Genomic DNA, 19,702 nt, shown 5'->3' with positions numbered 1-19,702 from the left:
CGGCCCGCCTGTAGTGGTCGTCAGTAGTCGTATTCGGGGTCGACGATGGACGTCAGCACGTAGAACCAGCACGATTCGGGATTCTCCAGCGCGGCGGGGTCGACTGACCTCATCGCCGCCTCGACCCGTTGCTGCGCGCCCTGCGGGTCGAACGGGTCGTCGCCATCCCATTCCACATCGAAATGCGGCCGCTCAGCCTGGAGAATGCAAAGGAAATGGATGAATTGCCGCAGGCTGCTGTTGAACAGGTAGATCTCCGCGTCCTGGGGGAGGCAGTGGATCTTTCCGCTGTCCGGGTCCAGCACGATGGTGTCATAGTGAAATGTGGCGAGAGGGATCCACCTGTCCGCTCCGGCTGGGACGTCGTCGTAACGGTCCCCGAGTTCCCAGTCGAACTCCTCCCCGACTGTGCTGAGCCGTTCTCCGGTCTCGGCGGCCAGACCGAACCACGGGTTCGGGAACACGGGGAAACCCAGCGTATGCAGCACTTCCTTGGCGTCGGAATCCGTCACGGGGCCCAGCCGGTCCTCCGGAACGGTGATCAGTTCTACCGGGTCGAACACGGCCTCAAGTGCTTCGCGGGTGAGGCCGGAGGGGCTGGTCATACGCTGTTCCTGTCGGTGGTCGGGACTGGCCGGAAGTCTATCTACTGGCCTTCAGCCCGTCGAGATAGTCCTCCATCGCCTTGTTGCCGACGGCTCTCGATTCAGGGGTGTTCCCGTATTCCACCGTGTGCGACACCTGTACGTGGGGAAGTCTCTCCGCCATCCAGGAGGAACAGTTCGGAGGACTACTGCACGGCGCTCGTTCCGTGTACAGATGCTGTATTCGCTCTCCGTCTCCCTGTCTCAGGAACGGGGTTCCGATCATCCGTTCCGAATGGGTGGTTTCGGTGAGGCCCGCTCCGTTGGGGCGGTGGCTGCGGCCGACGAGTATGAAGTCGTCCTTGCCGTTGGCGCCTTTCACGTGGGCGGCGGCGTAATTGTTGCTGCTGAACACGTCGCCGCGCTTGGTGCCGTAGCTCTTGTCCGCGTGGCGGGCGAGCTGGGTGGCCCGGGCGAGGCCATTGCTGCTGCTGCCGAAGGGGACCTCGGTGGACGGCGTATTCGGCCGCGGCTTGGTCATTCCCTCCGACTTGTCCTTCAGGAGGGCGGCCCGTTCGCCCCGCTTGGGCGCGCCGACGGACGCGTCGTCGAGACCGAGCCGCGCCTTGTCCTCGTCGGTGAGCTTTTCCTTGAGGTATTTGTCGTCCGGCTTCTTGGCGTCCGAGTCGTGGCGCAGCCGGGTGATGTTCCCCTTGTCGTCGACGTGGTATATCGGCGTCTCGTCGGTCCTGGGGCGCTTGGCGAGTCGCTCCAGTTCAGCCGCGTGCTTCGCGTCGTTCTCGCGGTGGTTGGAGGCGACACGCTTCAGCCGTTTGCCCGTGTCGTGGTAGAGGTCCTTCACGGCCTTGCCCGCGTCCTCGCCCAGGGTCTTGGCTAGTCTGCCGGCGCCGTCCTCCAGCGCCCGGACGATCCCGTTGGTCACGCGAAGCTCACCGCCGATGCCTTGGCCTGGAACTCCGCGGCGTGGGAGCCGATCTTCTCAGCGTGGCTGTGCATCAGCTCGGCGCGCGCCTCCAGTTCCTCCGGGTGGATCGAGAAGCCGGTCCCGGCTCCGCCCCCGCCGCCGTCCGGCACACCGAGGGCCGACTCGGCGGCCTGGAACATCAGGCCGCTCACCGCCCGGCCGACGATCCCGACGAGCGGGTTGATCGCGGCCTCGATCACCTCGCCGATGATGTGCTGCTCCAGTTGCTGTTCGAGGAAGTTGACGCACTTCTTGGCCGCCTCGACGATCAGTGCCTCGGCGGCTTCGGCCAGTCCGAGGGTGGCGACGGCGGCAGCCTGGTCGGCGACGAACGAGACGGCCAGGGCGACCAGTTCGGCGATCGCCGCGCCTTTCATGCCGACGATGACGTCCGCCGCGACATCCAGCGCGGTGGCCACCGTGTGGCAGGCCGTGACCAGTTCGGTCATGTGGCTGGAGGACATCTGCCCCCACTTGGCCAGCAGCGCGTCGTATGAGGCCCCCTGGTAGACGTCCGCCATCCTTTTGATGGTGGCGGTGGAGTCCTGGTGGGTCTCGTCCACCTTCGAGGCGAAGTCGCGGACGTGGCTGGCGAACTCCCGGACCGTGTCTTCATTCACGTTCGGCCAGTTGATGCCGATGAACTGAAGCAACGAGACAACTTCGTCAGGTAGTTCGATCGCCATGTTCCTGCCCCCGTCAATCTGGCTCTGCGTCAGAGTCGCACCATGTCGGTCGACGGACGAGTAGAGGAGAGGCAAAACTTCGGTAAGGAAAGTTTTCTGCATCGCGGGACGAGACCCGGCGCCCGGGCCGAGCAGCAGCGGCCAAATAGCTCGGAAGCGACCGAAAGTGGGGTACAGCGGCGGAGTACAGCAATCCCCGCGACCGCTGCCGACCGTCACCAGCCCCCGACGGCCCGCGGACCAGCCCGGCGACCTCAGCGACCGTCCCGCCGTGGCACGTGGCCTCTTCGTCCAGACCGGGGAGGGGTGTGGAGTCAGTCACCGTGTTGGCCCCCAGAGCGGCACGACGATGGGGAAGGGCACACCCTTCCCTGAGGTCAGATCTAGGTCCTGTCTGGAGTCCGGATCATGAATGTGGTGCCATGCTGCGAAGCCAGAGCATCGCACCACACAGATGCAGTCCAGCCTCGTAGCTCTCCGGGGTCTTGTCGAAGCGGAACGCGATGCCGCGCCAGTTCCGCAGTCGGTTGATGCACCGTTCCACGGTGTTGCGGTCCTTGTACAGCGTCGCGTCGTGCGAGACCGGCCGGCCACCGGCGCTACCGCGCTTCTTGCGGTTCGCGGCCTGGTCGGCCTTCTCCGGGATCACCACTTTGATTCCACGTCGCCGCAGGTAGCGACGGTTGCGCCGAGACGAGTACGCCTTGTCCGCAGCCACCGCGTCCGGCCGGGTCCGCGGGCGTCCGACCGGTCCGCGCACCTTGACCCGCTCCAGGACCGGGACGAACTGCGGGCTGTCGCCGGCCTGACCCGGCGTGAGAACGAACGCCAGCGGGCGGCAGCGCCGATCTGCCGCCAGATGGATCTTGCTGGTCAGCCCGCCTCGGGAACGCCCCAGTTCAGCGGCCTTCAAGCGGGCTCGGTGTCGCCGACGGACCCGACGCCGCTCGACACGCGAGTCGCACTCGGCCTGTCCGTCCTGCGGCTGTTGTCCTTTCGCGGCGCCCCCTTTTCAAACTCGACGGCAGCCTCACCCCGGAGGGCCGCCCCTGGCACGAGACGGCCATGGCCGCCTCCTGCACCAACACCAACTGGGACTCGTCCAACGACGACACCTCGGACCCGTACTGATGGGCGCCGCACCCGTAGTGCTCGTCGCGGCCGAGCGCCGTGACCCCACGGCGGACATGGTGGTCTCCGCGCTCACCGAGCGCCGGGCGTCCGTGTTCCGGTTCGACGTGGCCGACTTCCCGCAGCGCATCCACCTGGACGCGCAGGTACGGGACGGCCGCTGGACCGGCGTGATCGGCGACGCACTGCGGACGGTGCGGCTGGAGCAGGTCCGGGGCGTCTACTGGAGACGCCCCGGCCCTGCCGGGATCGCCGACACCGTCCCCGAGCCGTTCCACTCATGGGCCGCCGCACAGGCCGACCAGGCCCTCCTGCAGGTGCTGGTGGCGCTGCCCGCGCACTGGATCAACAACCCCAACCGGGACCGCCCGGCCGCCCACAAGCCGCGCCAGCTCGCCCTCGCCCACCGTTTCGGGCTGCAGGTGCCGCGCACCTTGGTCACCAACGACCCTGTGGCGGCGAGCAGGTTCGCCGCCGAGCTCGGCGGGCCCGTGATCTGCAAGCCCATCACCGGCGGCGAACTGCCGCTGGGCCCCGAGCAGCGCAACCACATGATCCCCGCGCACCTCATCGACCCGGCCACGTTGGACGAGTCGGTGTCGCTGACCGCGCACCTGTTCCAGCAGTGGATCGACAAGGCCCACGATGTGCGCCTGACCGTCGTCGACGGGAGCATGTTCGGCGCGGCCGTCCACGCCTCCACCGAGGGCACTCGCGTGGACTGGCGTATCGACTACGAGGCCCTGTCGTACACGCCCATCGAGGTGCCTGCCGACGTTGCCGCCGGTGTCCGCGCGATGCTGGACCACGACGGGCTCACGTTCGGCGCTCTGGACTTCTCTGTGGACCGGTCGGGGGCGTGGTGGCTGCTTGAGAACAATCCGGCCGGGCAGTGGATGTGGATTGAGAAGGACACTGGCCTGCCGATCGCCGACGCGCACGCCGACTACCTGCTGGAAGGACTCGCATGACCGTACAGGTGGAGAACGGCGGGCAGGCGCTGCGCCTGGCGCTGGCCGCCAAGCTCGCCGACGACGGGGCGCTGCACGACAAGCGGTGGCGCCAGGCGGTCGAGGAGGTGCCCCGGCACCTGTTGGAGCTCCAGCATCGACCACAGCGGCTCGTCCTCGACGTCCCGGCCTCGGTGCTCGGCGGTGCGGCCGAGGTAACCGGGCAGGAACTGGCAGAACAGCGTGGCCACCGATTCAAGTGTGCGTTCGATATGCGGTTTCTCTGCAGGTGATCGCGGGTGACAGGGCTGGAAATTGATCTCCAGGGTGCGGCAGGCCGAGCGGAAGTTGTCCGAAATGAACGCCTTGCCGCGATCGCAGACGATGGTCTCCGGAATGATCACTGGGCGGGCCGCCGCATGCTCCAGACGCTCGTCCAGAGACAGCAGCCGACGGTGCGGAAGCACCGAACGCGACATCGCCAGCGCCTGGGCCCATCCCGGCCGCATCGGCTCAGGGGTCAGCGCGCGGGCCAAAAGCAGTGAGGCGTCCACCGACTTGGTGGTCGGGCGCAACACCGCGGCCGCGATGGTGCGCGTTGCGACATCGACCAGGCCGCAGAGCTCGACCCGGCCCGCGACGCCCCCGTCCAGCCGAACAAGGGCGTCCAGCGGGGTGGAGTCGATCTGCATCAGCTCGCCGGGGGCCCCGACCTGCTCGTAGCGGAACGGGCCCTCGGGCTGGTCGGCGAGCGAGCGCCGGGTGCGGGCCGATCCAGTCACGTGGACCCCGTGCGAGAGCTTCTCGAAGATCCGATAGAACGTAGCCCGCGACGGCATCTCCACCGGGACGCCATCCGTGCCGGCGGCCAGGATCTGCTCGGTCCGCCAGCGCGCGTGCTCGATCGTGCGGGTGGAGGCCAGGACGCTCTCGCTAATCGCCTGGCGGATCGCCGCCACCACCCGCGGGTCGGCCCGGCCCAGCAGCGAGGCGTGCGGTGCCAGCCGGCCGTCGACCACCGCGGCGATCCCACCGGCCTCGTAGCGCTGGCGCTTGCGCTTCACGGTCCGTGCGGTCACCTCCTCGCCCAGCGCGACCAACTCGGCTGCCTTGGCCCGCTCGCGCTCCGCCAGCGAGTGAAGGGCCGGGTTGTACTCAGATCGGAGCCGTGCCCCGGCGGGGGCGTCCGGCGGCAGCCCGGTCAGCAGTTCGACCAGATGCCGCTGCCACCACAGGGCGCGCTCCGCCACCGGCCCCGGAAGGTGGTCCAGCAGCGCGGCCGAGCCCAACGCGTTCCGATCGCCGGCCCCGAGCACCGCGAAATCCTGCGCCGACTGCAGGTGGACCTGGTCCACGAGCATGCCAACGCCGTGCACGTCGACCAACCGGACCCGCATCCCGGTCAGACCGACCACCGAATAGATGTGCTCCTGGAACCTGACCCTGTCCCCGAGCCGCAGCCGCCCGGGCCGAGCGGACGTCACGACCGGCCCCGGATGGACAGGCCGACCACGGTGTCGGCACCCAGTGGAGACGCACTCAGGTCCGCTGCCAGTTCGTGGCGCCAGAGCAAGTGGTAGAGCACCGGCAGCACCGCCAGCCGGTCCCCGACCAACTCCGCGCCGGCGAAAAGGGGCAGCGGCTCGGCGAAGACCTCCCGCAGTCGCTCCGCCACCGGCTCGCTTTGGCAACGGAGGTGGCGGTAACGAGCCAGCCAGCGCAGGTTCACCCGGTAGGGCTGGTCCAGATCGCCGACCTGGCGGAACTGCCAACCCACCGCCTCGCAGACCTTTGCGGTGAACGCGAACACCTCCGCGGTGGCCTCGTCGACCAGATCCTCCGGGCGCACATCGACGACGACGCCAGTGCCATCCACCAACCGCGCGAAGTAGTCCGGCGTGTGCTCCCGATCCCGGTCCCCGTCCGACCAGGCAAGGCGGAAGGGCTGGGACGCCAGGGCGACGACCACCGGATCGAAGTCCAGCGCCATCGCCGCGTCCCGCTCCACCCACGACTCGTAGCCCACCGGGGACCGGGACGTCGCCGCCCAGTACTCGCCTGTGAAGTTCTTCTGCCCCTTGAACCCGACGAACGACCGAACCGGGGAAGCCTGCTCGAACGGCTCCCCCCACCAGCGCCCCAACGGTCCGTAACGCGCGACACCGTCGGCGCTGACGAACCCGACCTCAACCCCAGAGACCCAGTCGCCGACAGAGGAGAGCATCGCGGTTTGATCCACCCGAGCCTCCCACCTGCAACGAATTCCCCAGCACTGCGAGCGTGGAGTACCCCGTGAAGTCCCGCGGCCAAGAAACCGAGGACATCCCCCGAATGAGTGACGACCTGTCTCAAACAATCTGGTCGACGCAGATCAGGGCACTGACCCGACCTCCGAGGACGTCGATCCAGCGAAATGGTCAAGCCCCTGCCGGATGCCCGAAGATTCCTGGATGGACTTGGATGACATGCTGGTGGGGCACTGGAGCAGCCTCCCGTTCTCCTACGGAGTGATGGAAGCCTCTGAACTGGGGCTTCTCAGCGATGGACGAGGCTGGAGCGCGTGGTTCAACTTCGGTGCGCTGTGCGTCACCCGCTTGCGATGGCAGTGCCCGGAGCCGGGATTGCTGGAACTGCATGCGGAGTGGACGGTCGAAGGGGAACCGGGCCAGCAGGTCGGGCTCCTGTCGTTCTCCTCTGCGCAAACGCCCGAGGCGGTGTCCGAGATGACTCTTCATCACTACATCATTGGCCCGGCCGTTCCAATGCCGGGCGCTGAGCCTCTTGCGGCGATCACGTTCAAAGAGCCGGTGGAGTTTTGCAACACTTACGCACGAGGTCCCCGAGAGATCAGAGCCGAGCAGGATCCGACCCATCGCATGCTCCCCTACCCAGAGGCATAGAAGCCTGGGTACGACGATCCGCTCGCCCCCGCCCGGTCCCGCCGATGTCCCGTCTCACTGATCACATCATGAAGACTCGCTGCGAACTGGGCACTGACAGGTCTGACTGAGATTCGTCTCGTGGGTGACGTGTCGGGAGGCGGACCGCTGCCTGCGTGGCGTCGGCAGTGTCATCGATCATGGTTGAAGCCAGGGGGCTGAGCTGGGTGTCGCCAGCTTGGGCGAGACGCTGAAGGGGCGATTCTCGCTTGACGTGGCATTTTCGGGGACTGGGCGTCAGCTTGAGTGGACCGGAGGGTCCGCTTCCTTGCGCTGTCTCGCGGCGGCGGCTCTTGTTCCTCGTCACGCAGTCGTTCGGCCGTGAACGTAGACGGCATGGCCGTAGGAGCCTTCGGGTCGCTTGGCCAGGAGCGGAGGAAGGCGCTGTGTCACCGTTGCGACCGCTTCGGAACGGGTGGTGGCGTCGTGTGCTTCCTTATCGGTCCACAACTGCGTCAGCCAAATCGTGTCCGGGTCCTCAGGTGCCGTGTTGATGCTGTAGGTCAGCAACCCGCCGTCATCGCCGCCAGCTCGGAATCCTTCATGGAGCAAGGCGATTAGCTCGTCGCGCCGTCCAGGCAGTGCGGTCATTCGTCCGTAGACGCTGAACATATTCGCGCTGGACATGCATTCACCCTTTCGCTGGATCTGTCCGCGCCCAGCCTACTCGTGCCCTCCATCACCATACTGGCCGTCCTGTTCCGCATCGACAGTGCAGGCGGCGCCGAGATCAAGCCCCATCCACCTGCTCGAAGCCCGCTACCTCCAGCAGGGCCTCATCGGAAAGCACACGCGTCCTGTCCATGGAACGACCATCACGGGTCCGGTGAGACCAGCCAGATCAGATGAGACTCAATCCACCCTGAAAGGTGAAAACCGGGCATGGCCAGCCACACGCGCCGCGAAATCGGCCAACTACCACCTGAGACGAGTGAGACGCCACCAGGTCTGGTGAGACCGGACAGCCGAGCTCGACATGGACCACTTCACCTGAGACGAAGAGCGAATCGGACCAGATCATCTGAGACGGGGACCAGATCAACGGAGACGGGACACCCGTCTCCCGTCGCCCCCGGGCGGGAGGCGGGGCTGTCCGGTGCCACTGATCCTTGACCGATTGCCACTGAAGTTGGACCACTGCGCGGTTCGTGCCATCGAACCTGGGTGCAGATCTTTTGAGGGTTTGGCCCACCTGCGATTTCGTACGGATCGAGTCCATGCGCCGCCCCTGAGCCGTCGCGGCCGACCTTCCCGCCTGTGCCCCGTGGCACCCCGTTCGGCCGCATCGGCGCAGTACGGCCGGGCTGCTGAATCAAGAAACCCGCAGGTCACGCTCGTGCAAGACACCCTCAAAAGATCTGCACCCAACGGCATTCGCAGGTGTTGGCAATGCTCCGGTGTCGATTGTCCTGACGTGTTTGGCGTTGCGCCACGGGGTTGTAACAGGCGCTGACGTGGGCTGTTGTCCATGCCAAAGTCGTTGCTGCCGCCGGTGGTTGCTTCCGTCCGGGGGCGGGATCGGACTCATCGCCACCAGGTCGAGACCGTCGAAAGCGAAAGAGGGACACCATGCGTACCAGGACTGCTCGTTGGGGCTTGTCGACTGCCGTGCTCATCGCCGCGGGGCTGGCACTGACCGCGTGCGGGCCCAACGACGCGACCTTCGCCGCCGGATCCTCCACCAGTTCGTCCGTCCCCACGAGTTCCGCACAGCCCAGCGCCCAACCCATTGCCAAGAGCAGCCAAGGCTCCGCCAACGCCACGCCGTCGGGCACTCCCACGAAGCCTGGGGTGAGCTGCACCAACCAGATCAACTACGCGGGAGACCCGAGATCCAACGCCGAAATCAACTCCATCGGCGAGCAGACCGGCCACTGCCCGCCGGTGTCCACCTCCGCGGGGAGCGGCGTCGCCAACGCGGGTGACCACAGCACGATCGTCGGCACGCTGGGGTACCTCGCGCCCGGCAAGCTGATCGTCAAGCCCCAGAGCGGCGGCACCGACCAGGCATTCTTGGTCTCCAACGCCACTCAGATCCTCGGCGCGGCCGCGATCTGCTCCGACACCGACGGCCGCGTGACCATCGGCAACGACGGCTACGGCACCTCGAAGTGCACCGTGGACCAGCTGGAGACGGCTGCCAAGACCGACAGCGTGACCGTCCGCGTCACCATGAACCCCCAGTCCGGCGGTGCCGAGACGGTCGAGGAGAAGTACCACCCGTAAGCCCCCGCACCCCGCACCATGCGCGCCCCGTGAGCCTCTCCCCAACCTACCGGGAGCGGGGACGCCCGGCCGTACCGCGCCGATGCGGCCGAACGGGGTGCCACGGGGCACAGGCGGGAAGGTCGGCCGCGACGGCTCAGTAGCGGCGCATGGACTCGATCCGTACGAAATCGCAGGTGGGCCAGACCCTCAAAAGATCTGCACCCATCGAACCTTGACCACCCTAGTCAGGCCGATTCCGCACCCGTCGATGGCCCCGCGCCGCCGGACGGCTCCGGGGCATCACGGCACTGGGGGCTGAACTCGGCGGCGATGTTGTTCCACATGAAGCCGTCTCGCCAGCCTGGCTTTGCCCCGGCCCAACCGAGCAGCGCCCCGAGGACCTTCTCCTGGGAGATTGTCTGCGTCTGATAGTGCAGCTCAGCGACGCCGTCCCGGTATTCGAGCTGGAAGGTGTTGTTGTCGCGGAGCAGGACCTGGATGTACCAGCTGCCAGGTTGTTCCTCATCCACCCGCTCCAGGACCATGTGGGCGTTCCCCCGTCGAAGGTTGGCCAGCATCGTCCCGATAGCAGGCTTGGACGGGCGTTTCACCACATGGCCACGCTCGTTGGTCGCGATCAGCATGGCCAGATCATCCGGCAAGGGTCTGACACCGCCCAGCAAGGCTCTGACCAGGTGGTCAAGGTTCCATGGCACGAACCGCGCAGTGGTCCATCTTCAGTGGGGGCGCGGGTGACCGGATGGTCGCTCACGCCGGCGCAAGGGGACCAGCAGGAGCGCATGACGGTGAGCCTGGCGCGCGCCGACTCCTTCACCTACGGAGGCTGAACCCTTGGCTGACACCCTTACTCTTCTGGCGGGCAGGATCGCCGCCCTGGAGCGTCAGGTCCGGGACCTGTCGCGCTCCAGCCGCCTGGCGAACTCCTCGATCGAGAACGGCGCCATCGCCGTCTACGACGACGCCGGCGCGTTGCGCGGCAGCATCGGCGTGCAGCAGGACGGCACGGTGGCGCTGGCGGCCGTCAACGGCCCCACCCCGCCGGTGCCGTCCGCGCACACGGTCACCTCCGTCCTCGGCGGTGTCGGCGTGTCCTGGAACGGGACGTTCGCGGACGGCAGCCAGGCCCCGGCCGACTTCGCCTCGGTCAGGGTCTACTTCTCCGCGTCGGCGGACTTCCCCGGCGGCGGCTCGCTGTTCTCCGCGCTCCACTCCGCCTCTGGCAGCAGCGTGACCGTGCCCACAGGCGGGCCGGTGTGGGTGCGGCTGGTGTGCGTGTCCACCTCCGGTGCGGCATCCGGGCCGTCGGCCGTGGCGGGCCCGGCCGGGCCGCTGCAGGTGGTCGCGCAGGCCGTGCTGGACGGCATCGTCACCGACCTGGCTCTCGCCAACGGCGCGGTCACCGCCGCGAAGATCCAGGCGGGGGCGGTGGGCAGCGTCGCGCTGGCCGCCGGCGGCGTCCTGGAGGAGCACCTGCACGACGCGGCCGTGTCCACGGGCAAGATCGCTAGCGGTGCGGTCACGCTCAACACCCTCGGTGGTGCGCTTGCCGACAGCGCCAGCCAGCGCCTTGTGGACGCGATGGGCGACCCGGCGGCCTGGCAGGTGACGGCCACCGGCCCGGGCGGCGGCTGGAGCCACCTGACGGGCGTCACGGACGCACCCTCGGGGCCGACGGTCGGCCAGGCCACCGGTTTGGTGCGGCTGCGCGGTACCACGCTGATTGCCTACGACCCGGCCGTGCTGTACCGGGTGAGTGTCCGGGTCCGTGCCACCGCACAGCCCGCCGCCGGCGCCGACAACGTGTTCATCGGTGTTCTGGGCATCGGCGCGGATGGCGTCACGCTGGTCAACCGCGACGGCGCCAACTTGCCGACAGGGCAGTATTACTGTGCCGCAGTCCTGGAGGCGCAGCCCGTCGCGAACGGGTGGACGGTCTACACCGGCTACCTCAAGGGCCGGGCCGCGCCCGGCGTGAGCGGCAGCGCGGGCCCCAACACCGACCCCCGCGCCGCGGGCCTGGTGCACGACCAGGTGCGGTTCATCACGCCGTACCTGTGGCTGAACTACACGCAGCAGTCCGCGACCGGCGTGATGCAGGTCGACGTGGTCACGGTGGAAGTCCTCAAGACCGGGCTGGTGGACAGCACGAACTTCGTGGCCGAGTCCGTCACCACGGCGGCCCTGGCCACGGACTCGGTGACCGCCGGCAAGATCGCCACGGACGCGGTGACCGCTGGCAAGATCGCGGCGAACGCGGTCACGGCGGCCGCCATCGCGGCCGGGGCCATCACCGCCGACAAGTTGACCGTCGGCGGCGGCTCCAACATCCTCAGCGATCCTTCCTTCGAGGGCGCGTACACCGCGGCGCTCGTCGCGTCCACCACCTCCTGGTCGGTGGACTCGACCAAGGGCAACGGGTCGGGCAAGTCGCTCAAGGTGTCCGCCGCCGCAGGGTCGGCCACCACCAGGTCGCTGGTCATCACCACCATCCCGTGCCTGGCCGGCGACCAGCTGTATGTCGCGATCGACTACCAGGCCTCCACGGACTACACGAGCACCGCGATCGTGAAGTGGTACGCGCGGTGGGAGGACGCGGCCGGGACGGTCGTCGGCTACGGCGTCGTGCAGGCCTCCCCGCCTGTCCTCGGTGCGACTTGGCAGCGCGTCACGGGCACGGTCATCGCGCCGGCGAACACGACTCAGGCCGTCATCCTCGCCGAGTCCTTCCAGGCCGCTGCGGGCTTCGTCTGGTTCGACAACGCCGCGGTTCGCCCCGTCGTGGGTAGTACGCAGATCGCGGACGGCGCGATCACCACACCGAAGATGACCGCCGGCACGATCAACGGCGACAGGATCACCGCTGGCACCCTCGACGCCGCGAAGATCACCGCCCAGTCGATCACCGCGGCGCAGATCAAAGCCCTGGGCATCACGGCCGACGTGATCGCCGCGAACGCGATCACGGCCGCGAAGCTTGATGTCGGCGCGGTCACGGCGACGGCGCTCGCTGCGGACGCGATCACCGGCAAGACGATCACCGGCGGCGCGATCACCGGTGCCACCGTCACCGGTGGCGTTGTCCGCACCGCGGCGTCCGGCCGCCGCCTGGTGATGGACCCAGCCGGCGGCCCCGGAACTTCCGGCGCCCTGCTCATCTACAGCGGCCACGCAAGCGAGGTCACCCCCGGGCAGATCAGCTCCGACGTCGTCGACCTAGGCGGCGGCAACCTCCAGCCCCAGACCATCGTCGAAGCCCCGTACATCTCCCGTGGTACCGCCACGCTCCGGCTGAACTCGCCTATCCAGGGTGTCGACGGCGGCCGGGTCCGGATCGAGGCCACCGACAACCTGGACGGCACCGCGTACACCTTCTGGGAGGCCGCGAAGGACACCAACGGCACCTCGCGGGTCGTGTCGTACGCCTCCAACGGGTCCGGCGGTGGCGGCGGCTTCACCAACGTGGAAGTGCGCGGCTCCGGACTCCACATTGACGTCAACGCGAAGAACCTGGACTTCACCGAGCTCGGCGGCCTGGTCGTCGACACCGGCGCGTCCGTGGCCGGCGTGCTGACGGCCGGATCCATCGTGACCGGCCGCGTCACCATCACGCCCAGCGCCGCCAATACCCCCACCAGTGTCGTTGTCACCGGCCTGAACGTGCAGGGAGCCACCATCCGGGGCTTCGCCACCGCGAGTACGACCGCCCCCGGCACCGCTGTGACCGGCGTCGGTGTCACCTCCATCTCCTCCACCGGCCTGACGGTGTGGGTGACCAGGACCAATACGACCGCTACAGGAGTCGACTGGATGCTGATCGCATCATGAGCGTCACCACGTTCGCACCGGCCACGTATTACGCCGCGGTGGTGCAGCGCCTAACCGAGACCTGCCCGAACTACCTCCAGCCCATCGACGTGCCCCAGCTGTACTCCAACGGGGGCACGCCAGGCGGCGTCCAGTGCGGCCTGTGCCAGCACAGCATGGACATCATGTCGGCCACCGTGTTGGACCCGCAGCCTGAGGTCTGCTGACTGGCTTCGTAGGTGACAACCGACTCCAGTTGTAGGTCTTTTCTGACTGTCCTCGGACATTGAACTTGGCCGGGTGGGGTGGCCTTGACCTGGGCGGGCCTTTTTGGATGGCACGAGGTTTGGTGGGGCGGTCGGCCTGGCGCACACCGCAGGTCGGGCGGTCTGGTGTTTTGTGCCAGGGAATCCGGCCATTGGGATGGCGTTGTGTTCAGTCGCTGTCCGGGGACCGCAGTCCGCGTGCGTAGAGGTAGTAGCGGAGTGTGGCGTAGGTGATCTCGGCGTCGTGGTCACGGCTCCCCGACCGCACTCCCCGCAACGACCCCACTCACAGCTGGGGGCAGCGAGCCTGACGCCGTGTATCGGTGCCGGAGCGCACCGACGGCGGGGACCCCTACGTCAGCCGCTTGTCCAGCGGGGAGCGGACATGCCAAGATCACCGCTGATGAGACTCAGCGATTTTGGGTCTGACCGCGCTTCCGTGACGACTACGGCGCGGGCTGTATCCGGTTCCCTGTCGGCAGTTCCCTGCATTCCCTGCAAGCTTCAGGGAACCGCAGCCGGTGCCTGGTTCTCTCCCTATACGCCGCAGGTCAGACCCCGTGCGAATGTTCATGGGATCCCTGCTCAGACGCCAGCGTGCATAGCATGACCTCATGACTATGGATCTGTTCGCGGGGATCCCCGTCCGCGACTACACCGCGGCGACGGCCTGGTACGAGCGACTCCTCGGCGCTCCGCCGTCGTTCCTGCCCAACGACACCGAGGCGGTATGGGAGCTCGCCGACCACCGGTACGTGTTCATCGAGGTGCGGCCCGAGCATGCCGGGCACGCCATGCACACCCTCTTCGTCGGCGACTTCGACGCCCGCATCTCCCAGATCGCCGAGCGGGGTCTGGAGCCGGCCGAGCACGAGACCTACGCCAACGGCGTCCGCAAGGCCACCTTCCGCGACCCGGACGGCAACGAGATCGGATTCGGCGGCGCGGCGGCCTGACCGAGGCGGATGACTCCCGCCTGCGGAGCCGCGACTTGCTAGCGCGCTCCTCATTCAGCCGTAGCCGTCACGGTCAGACCCCAATCCAAAGAGCGCCATCACCGCTGACTGCAAGCACTGGCAGAGCTGGAGTTGAGGCCAATTGGATGCGGGCGAGTTCGCTAGGATCTATGCCCGGATCGGCTTCCGAACCGTCGGCGAGAAGCTCAATATCTCCCTGCGGTAGGCCAGCGGAGGCGGACGCGAGGACACCGCGACCCGCCGCACGGCTTCGTTACCCGGCGTCCGCGGCCGCCGCCGCCATCTGTTCGGCGCGGGCGCGGGTGGCGGCCAGCCTCAGGGCAGCCCCGGGAGGCAAAACAGTGGGCCGGGGCCAGCCCTGAGGACCGGTCACTTTCGCCAGAACAGGTGGTGCGTCACCCCGCTCGGGCTGGGAACGACCTCCAGGTGGAACCGGTCGAGCAGCTCATCGGGGGACTCCCAGAGTCGTACTCCGGACCCGAGCTTCACCGGCGAGACCGCCACGTGCAGGGTGTCGACGAGGTCGGCGTCGAGGAACTGCCGGATGGTGGTAGCCCCGCCGCCGAGTCGGACGTCTTTGCCCTGCGCCGCCTCCCGGGCCTGTTCGAGGACCGTGGCAGGGTCGCCGTCGACGAAGTGGAACGTGGTGTCGGAGAGCGTGAAAGAAGGACGCTTGTGGTGGGTCAGGACGAATACTGGGGTGCGGAACGGGGGCTTGTCACCCCACCAGCCGCGCCACTCGTGGTTGTGCCAGGGCCCGCGCTGGGGACCGAACTTGTTGCGGCCCATGATTTCGGCGCCGATGTTGCGGGCGTAGTCCCGCGTGAGGTAGTCGTCGAGACCCCGGCTGCCCCCGGGGTCGGTGCGCATGGGCCAGCTCGCCGTGGCGCCGGCCCAGGCGAATAGCCTTTCGGGCTCGACATGACCGAATGGCCTCTCGAGGGTCTGGTCCTCACCGGCACCGATTCCGTCACTCGAGACGTTGAAGTTCTGGACTCTCAGTAGCTGAGCCACGTGTTCCTCCTGTGATGGCGATAACGGTGCTGAGACTCTCCGGGCCGGGCAAACTCATCGCTGCGTCCGTGACCGGTCAGAAATTGGGCTACCTAGTGTCCTGAACTGTGAGGTTTGTGCGGTTTGGGCAGGCTCCTGTGGCGATGGGGCGTCTGCCCTGGGGAGCCTTCCACCATCTGCTCGATCATCGAGGAGGCTTGAAGGAGCTGTCACGACGGCGCGGCCCATGCAGTGACGTCATTTCTCGTGAACATTCAGGCCACCGTTGACCGCCAACTGACGCCCGAACCGATGGACAAACGCTGCCGCTTGAAGTGAACGAAGCCAGCCAGGCCGAGCCAGGCTCGCCGCCCGGCCCGGTCCACGGCCGGCGCCGTCTCGGTCGTCGTGCTCATGGGGCAACCTCCTCTGGGTGGATCGTCACCGTGAGGTCGGAGCCGATCGACGGATCTTGGTTCTGGATCACTTTCCGTGCCAGGGCGACGGAGCGTCACCGGAACCGCGATCATGAGCGGTCGTCACGTGGGGAGGAGGATACGTTTGCGGATCAGGTCGAAGTCGGCGCGGCCGAACATTTGCCGCTTGAGCATCTTGATTCTGTTATTGTGGCCTTCGACCGCGCCGGAGCTGTATCGCATGCTCAAGCCTGCGATGACAGCGTCGAGGTCCTGGTCCAGCCCGGTGGTGAAGGTGTGCAGAGCTGGGACGTCGTCGGCGCGGACGTCTGCGATCCACTGGTCGAGTTGTCGTCCGTTGCGGTTGTTCATCAGCTCGGCGAAGGACCGGACGTGGTGGGCGGTCTGGTCGAGTTCGGGGCATCGGGCGAGGATCGCCTTGAGCTGCTGTGCCCTCTCCTCGCTGAGGTTGTCGGGGTGGCGGGTGAGCCAGCTGGTCACGTCGCGCACCGACGGAGGTCTGCGTGGCGGATCTGCCTGGGGAAAGGCTTCGCGTAGTTGGTGGACGTAGCGTTTGACCACGGTCGTGCCGCCCTGGTAGCCGCGTTCGCGTAGTTCCTGGAACAGCTGGGCGGCGTTGGTGCAGCCTTCCTGCCACCGCTGGTGGAGGTAGGGCTTGTGGGGATCGAGAATGCTGGTGCGGCCCGTCCACCGTCCTATCAGCAGTTCGTCGGCGGTCGCCGCGTGGGCGAGGCGGCGCACGGTGTTGCGGGCCAGTCCGAGTTCGCGGGCGATCGGCCGCAGCCCCACGCCTTGGCTGATCAGGGCATGGACGGCCGCGTGCTGTTCGCGGACCCGGTCGGAGAGCCGGCCGGACTGGCGTGGCCCAGCCGGCGAAGCCGGCATGGGCTTCGCCGTCTCGGGGAGAGGGAGGGTGCGGGCTTGGTCCGCGTCCTGCGGTTCGCGCAGCAGGGCCCGGTGGCGGACGACCGCTTTCTCCACGGCTTCAACCAGGTTGTGCCAGATGTGCCAGCGGTCCGCGCAATGCACCGCCTCCGGCGCTCCGATGCGTCCGGCTTCGGCGAAGGCCGGCGACCGATCCCGGCAGATGACCTCGACGCCAGGATGCTCGGCGAGCCATCCGGCCACCGTTGCCGTCGTCCGGTCGGCAGCACATCGATCGGGCGACGGGTTTCGATGTCCACTAGGATCGTGGCGTAGACATGTCCCTTGAGCAGGGCGAACTCATCAATGCCGAGCACTCTTGGCGTGCTCACTTCGGGATCCGGGAGAGCCCGTATCAGCCGCAGCAGTGTGGACCGGCTGGTGTTTATCGCGAGCGCGCGGGTCAGGCGGGCACCGGCTCGGCCGGCCAGCATCAGCGCCACGGTCTGCAACACCGCCCGCAGACCGAGCGTCCGCCGACCGTGCCGGTAGGTCAGCCCGTCCACCTGCTCCACGAACGTCGCCCGAGGACACCCGCTGTCCAGGCAGCGGAAGGCTTCTTCGCGATGTCGGCGACTCCCACGGCCTGGATCCCCAGGCGCCGGACCACCGTTTCCACGCGGTCCTGCTGGACGTCGACCACTCCCCGCGCCATGTACTGCACCCGCGCCACGCGGCGCTCTACGAGGCTGCGGGGCTGCGCGCTTTCGCCGAACTCCTGCACCCCGGCAACGTCTTCGCCCAGTGGTCGAACGATCCGCCGGACGAGCAGTTCGTCGCCGTGCTCACGGAGGTCTTCGCGGAATCGGACGCCCACATCGTCGACTTCGACAATCCGCTCCAGGGCGGGAAGGCGACCAACACGGTGTACGTGGCGCTGCACTGACCCTTGACACGGGCATGCTCACGGCACATCGTTCCATCATTCGGTATTCAATTATCGAGTCGTGGAATCGATCCAGTCGCCCGTACATGGCCCGTACTTGGGAGCAACCGCGTGAGAATCCGCAGCACGTCCCGTAGTACGTCCCGCAGCAGAGCCCCCGCCACCACGGCAGCTGCAGCGGGGGAACCGGCGACCAGGGCCGCCGGGGTCGCGGAGCTGCTGCGGTCCCGGATCGGGGCCGACAAGGTGCTCACCGATCCCACCCAGCTGCGGACGTACGATCCAGTCGCCCGTACATGGCCCGTACTTGGGAGCAACCGCGTGAGAATCCGCAGCACGTCCCGTAGTACGTCCCGCAGCAGAGCCCCCGCCACCACGGCAGCTGCAGCGGGGGAACCGGCGACCAGGGCCGCCGGGGTCGCGGAGCTGCTGCGGTCCCGGATCGGGGCCGACAAGGTGCTCACCGATCCCACCCAGCTGCGGACGTACGAGTGCGACGGGCTGGCCGCCTTCCGAGTACGGCCCGCGGTGGTCGTGCTCGCCGCGGACCGGGACGACGTAGTCGAGACGGTACGGCTGTGCGCCGGGGCCGGGGTGCCGTTCGTGGCCCGCGGGTCGGGGACCGGGCTGTCCGCGCCGTACGGCCAGGCATACGCCCCCGACCCCTCCTCCCAGCAGGTCTGCTCCATCGGCGGCAACGTCGCCGAGAACGCGGGCGGCGCCCACTGCCTGAAGTACGGCTTCACCGTCAACCACGTGACGGGCGCCGAAGTCGTCCTGCCGGACGGCGAGATCGTCCACCTCGGCGGCACCGCGCCGGAACACTTCGGGGTCGAATGGCCTTGCGCCCAACGGCTGTTGCGCGCCATCGTCTACGGCCTGTTCCCATACCCCCGCCGCCTGCGCGCCCTGCGCGGCCCGCTGCACGCCTACCAGGCAAGCGGCATGGGCCGGCTGCTGGCCCGCAGCGGACTGCTCCGCCGCCTCCCGCGGCTGCTCCAGGCGATGGAATCGCTCACCCCGAAGCTCGGCCCCGTCGAGCGCCTGCCGGAACGCACCCTCCCCCTGCCTTCGGCGGGGGGACCCCCAGCCGCCGGCACCCGCCGTCGTACCTTCGGTCTGCTCACCGGTTGCGCGGAGGGCACCTTCTTCCCCGACGTGAACGCCGCCACCGTACGGGTGTTGGCCGCCGAGGGCTGCGAGGTCGTCGTGCCGCGCCGGGAGAGCTGCTGCGGCGCGCTGTCCGCACACGGCGGCCGGGAACCGGAAGCGCTGCGCTTCGCCAAGAGCGTCATCGAGACCTTCGAGGCCGCCGAGGTCGACACGATCGTCGTCAACGCCGCAGGCTGCGGCTCCAACCTCAAGGAGCACGGCCACCAGTTGCGCGACGAGCCCGGCTGGAAGGCCCGCGCCGAGGCGCTGGCCGCGAAGGTCAGGGACATCACCGAACTGCTCGACGAACTCGGCCCCGTGGCGCCGCGCCACCCGCTCCCCATGGCCGTCGCCTACCAGGACGCCTGCCACCTCGCGCACGCCCAGGGCGTACGGGACCAGCCGCGCTGGCTGCTGCGCGGCATCCCCGGCGTCGAGTTACGCGAACCCGGCGAGCGCAAGACCGCGGCCGTGCTGGCCACCGGCGCCGAGGTCATGGTGACCGCGAATCCCGGGTACTGGATGCAGGTCACGACCGCCCTCGCCGATACGGGCCGGCGGATGCCCGTCGCGCACACCGTGCAGGTACTGGACGCGTCGATCCGCGGCGTCGCCGTCCCCGTGCTGCTCGCGTGGGCGCTCGACGGCCCGGGCACCGTCGCCTCCGCGACAACCAAGACCACCATGGAGCCGCACCCCCGTGGCGCGGACCTCCGTGGCGTGGACCCCTCCTCTCCGATGTCGTAGAAAAAGGGTGCA

Annotated in this window: 18 protein-coding genes and 1 pseudogene; 7 read left to right on the top strand and 12 right to left on the bottom strand. The window is 68.1% G+C overall.

All coding sequences use genetic code 11. The features are described from left to right. Positions 1-20: 20 nt before the first annotated feature. From FCI23_RS34250 to FCI23_RS34235, 4 genes and pseudogenes are all read right to left on the bottom strand, one after another. Positions 21-605, bottom strand: coding sequence for an SUKH-4 family immunity protein (locus FCI23_RS34250; protein ID WP_136728049.1), 585 nt, complete (start codon positions 603-605; stop codon positions 21-23). Positions 606-642: 37 nt separating this feature from the next. After that, a complete protein-coding gene (locus FCI23_RS34245; RefSeq protein ID WP_136728048.1) occupies positions 643-1,527 on the bottom strand; it encodes a nucleic acid/nucleotide deaminase domain-containing protein in 885 nt (294 codons plus the stop codon). Continuing rightward, the gene (locus tag FCI23_RS34240) at positions 1,524-2,255 is read right to left on the bottom strand and encodes a WXG100-like domain-containing protein (RefSeq protein WP_136728046.1); all 732 of its coding nucleotides are present in this window, start codon (positions 2,253-2,255) and stop codon (positions 1,524-1,526) included. Before FCI23_RS34240 ends, FCI23_RS34245 begins: the two co-directional genes overlap by 4 nt. Positions 2,256-2,661: 406 nt before the next feature. After that, positions 2,662-3,228: pseudogene (locus FCI23_RS34235) on the bottom strand (IS5 family transposase); the annotation flags it as partial. Positions 3,229-3,385: 157 nt separating this feature from the next. Here FCI23_RS34235 and tgmB point away from each other — a divergent pair. Next, positions 3,386-4,357 (top strand): ATP-grasp ribosomal peptide maturase, encoded by a 972-nt coding sequence (gene tgmB, locus FCI23_RS34230; RefSeq protein WP_246144332.1) that lies wholly within the window; start codon positions 3,386-3,388, stop codon positions 4,355-4,357. Here tgmB and FCI23_RS34225 read toward each other — a convergent pair. Both FCI23_RS34225 and FCI23_RS34220 read right to left on the bottom strand, forming a co-directional pair. After that, on the bottom strand, positions 4,333-5,820 hold the full coding sequence (locus FCI23_RS34225; RefSeq protein ID WP_246144331.1) for a hypothetical protein: 1,488 nt from the start codon (positions 5,818-5,820) through the stop codon (positions 4,333-4,335). The genes tgmB and FCI23_RS34225 overlap by 25 nt on opposite strands. Next, entirely contained in the window at positions 5,817-6,575 is a 759-nt protein-coding gene (locus FCI23_RS34220) for a TnsA-like heteromeric transposase endonuclease subunit (protein ID WP_246144330.1), read from the bottom strand. Before FCI23_RS34220 ends, FCI23_RS34225 begins: the two co-directional genes overlap by 4 nt. A 211-nt stretch (positions 6,576-6,786) precedes the next feature. On the opposite strand from FCI23_RS34220, the gene FCI23_RS34215 reads away from it, so the two are divergent. Continuing rightward, positions 6,787-7,236: a hypothetical protein gene (locus tag FCI23_RS34215; protein WP_136728044.1), complete on the top strand. Its 450-nt coding sequence runs from the start codon at positions 6,787-6,789 to the stop codon at positions 7,234-7,236. Between the two features lie 342 nt (positions 7,237-7,578). Here FCI23_RS34215 and FCI23_RS34210 read toward each other — a convergent pair whose 3' ends face one another. Next, positions 7,579-7,902 (bottom strand): putative quinol monooxygenase, encoded by a 324-nt coding sequence (locus tag FCI23_RS34210; RefSeq protein ID WP_136728042.1) that lies wholly within the window; start codon positions 7,900-7,902, stop codon positions 7,579-7,581. Between the two features lie 942 nt (positions 7,903-8,844). Here FCI23_RS34210 and FCI23_RS34205 point away from each other — a divergent pair. Next, on the top strand, positions 8,845-9,501 hold the full coding sequence (locus tag FCI23_RS34205) for a hypothetical protein (RefSeq protein ID WP_136728040.1): 657 nt from the start codon (positions 8,845-8,847) through the stop codon (positions 9,499-9,501). A 227-nt stretch (positions 9,502-9,728) separates the two neighbouring features. On the opposite strand, the gene FCI23_RS34200 is transcribed toward FCI23_RS34205, so the two are convergent. After that, entirely contained in the window at positions 9,729-10,127 is a 399-nt protein-coding gene (locus FCI23_RS34200) for a hypothetical protein (protein ID WP_211265562.1), read from the bottom strand. A 208-nt stretch (positions 10,128-10,335) separates the two neighbouring features. Here FCI23_RS34200 and FCI23_RS34195 point away from each other — a divergent pair, with 208 nt between their 5' ends. The 3 genes from FCI23_RS34195 to FCI23_RS34185 all read left to right on the top strand — a co-directional run bounded on the left by FCI23_RS34195 (position 10,336) and on the right by FCI23_RS34185 (position 14,530). Beyond that, entirely contained in the window at positions 10,336-13,329 is a 2,994-nt protein-coding gene (locus FCI23_RS34195; protein WP_136728038.1) for a hypothetical protein, read from the top strand. Then, the gene (locus FCI23_RS34190) at positions 13,326-13,535 is read left to right on the top strand and encodes a hypothetical protein (RefSeq protein WP_136728036.1); all 210 of its coding nucleotides are present in this window, start codon (positions 13,326-13,328) and stop codon (positions 13,533-13,535) included. Before FCI23_RS34195 ends, FCI23_RS34190 begins: the two co-directional genes overlap by 4 nt. A 653-nt stretch (positions 13,536-14,188) precedes the next feature. Continuing rightward, entirely contained in the window at positions 14,189-14,530 is a 342-nt protein-coding gene (locus tag FCI23_RS34185) for a VOC family protein (protein WP_136728035.1), read from the top strand. A gap of 390 nt (positions 14,531-14,920) precedes the next feature. On the opposite strand, the gene FCI23_RS34180 is transcribed toward FCI23_RS34185, so the two are convergent. From FCI23_RS34180 to FCI23_RS63215, 4 genes are all read right to left on the bottom strand, one after another. After that, positions 14,921-15,565 (bottom strand): dihydrofolate reductase family protein, encoded by a 645-nt coding sequence (locus tag FCI23_RS34180; RefSeq protein WP_136728033.1) that lies wholly within the window; start codon positions 15,563-15,565, stop codon positions 14,921-14,923. Positions 15,566-15,819: 254 nt separating this feature from the next. Continuing rightward, the gene (locus FCI23_RS56940) at positions 15,820-15,960 is read right to left on the bottom strand and encodes a hypothetical protein (RefSeq protein ID WP_169317059.1); all 141 of its coding nucleotides are present in this window, start codon (positions 15,958-15,960) and stop codon (positions 15,820-15,822) included. A gap of 123 nt (positions 15,961-16,083) precedes the next feature. After that, positions 16,084-17,109, bottom strand: coding sequence for a transposase (locus tag FCI23_RS34175; RefSeq protein ID WP_136728032.1), 1,026 nt, complete (start codon positions 17,107-17,109; stop codon positions 16,084-16,086). Positions 17,110-17,398: 289 nt separating this feature from the next. Continuing rightward, entirely contained in the window at positions 17,399-17,629 is a 231-nt protein-coding gene (locus tag FCI23_RS63215) for a hypothetical protein (RefSeq protein ID WP_322973925.1), read from the bottom strand. 273 nt (positions 17,630-17,902) lie between these two features. On the opposite strand from FCI23_RS63215, the gene FCI23_RS34165 reads away from it, so the two are divergent. Next, complete coding sequence (locus FCI23_RS34165; RefSeq protein WP_211265561.1) at positions 17,903-19,690, top strand: FAD-binding and (Fe-S)-binding domain-containing protein; 1,788 nt, start codon at positions 17,903-17,905, stop codon at positions 19,688-19,690. The last annotated feature ends 12 nt before the right edge of the window (positions 19,691-19,702 follow it).

It is taken from the genome of Actinacidiphila oryziradicis (assembly GCF_005047355.1).
GTDB lineage: Bacteria > Actinomycetota > Actinomycetes > Streptomycetales > Streptomycetaceae > Actinacidiphila > Actinacidiphila oryziradicis.
The sequence above is the reverse complement of the archived record's forward strand: the minus strand, read 5'-3'. Positions and strand labels throughout refer to the sequence as shown.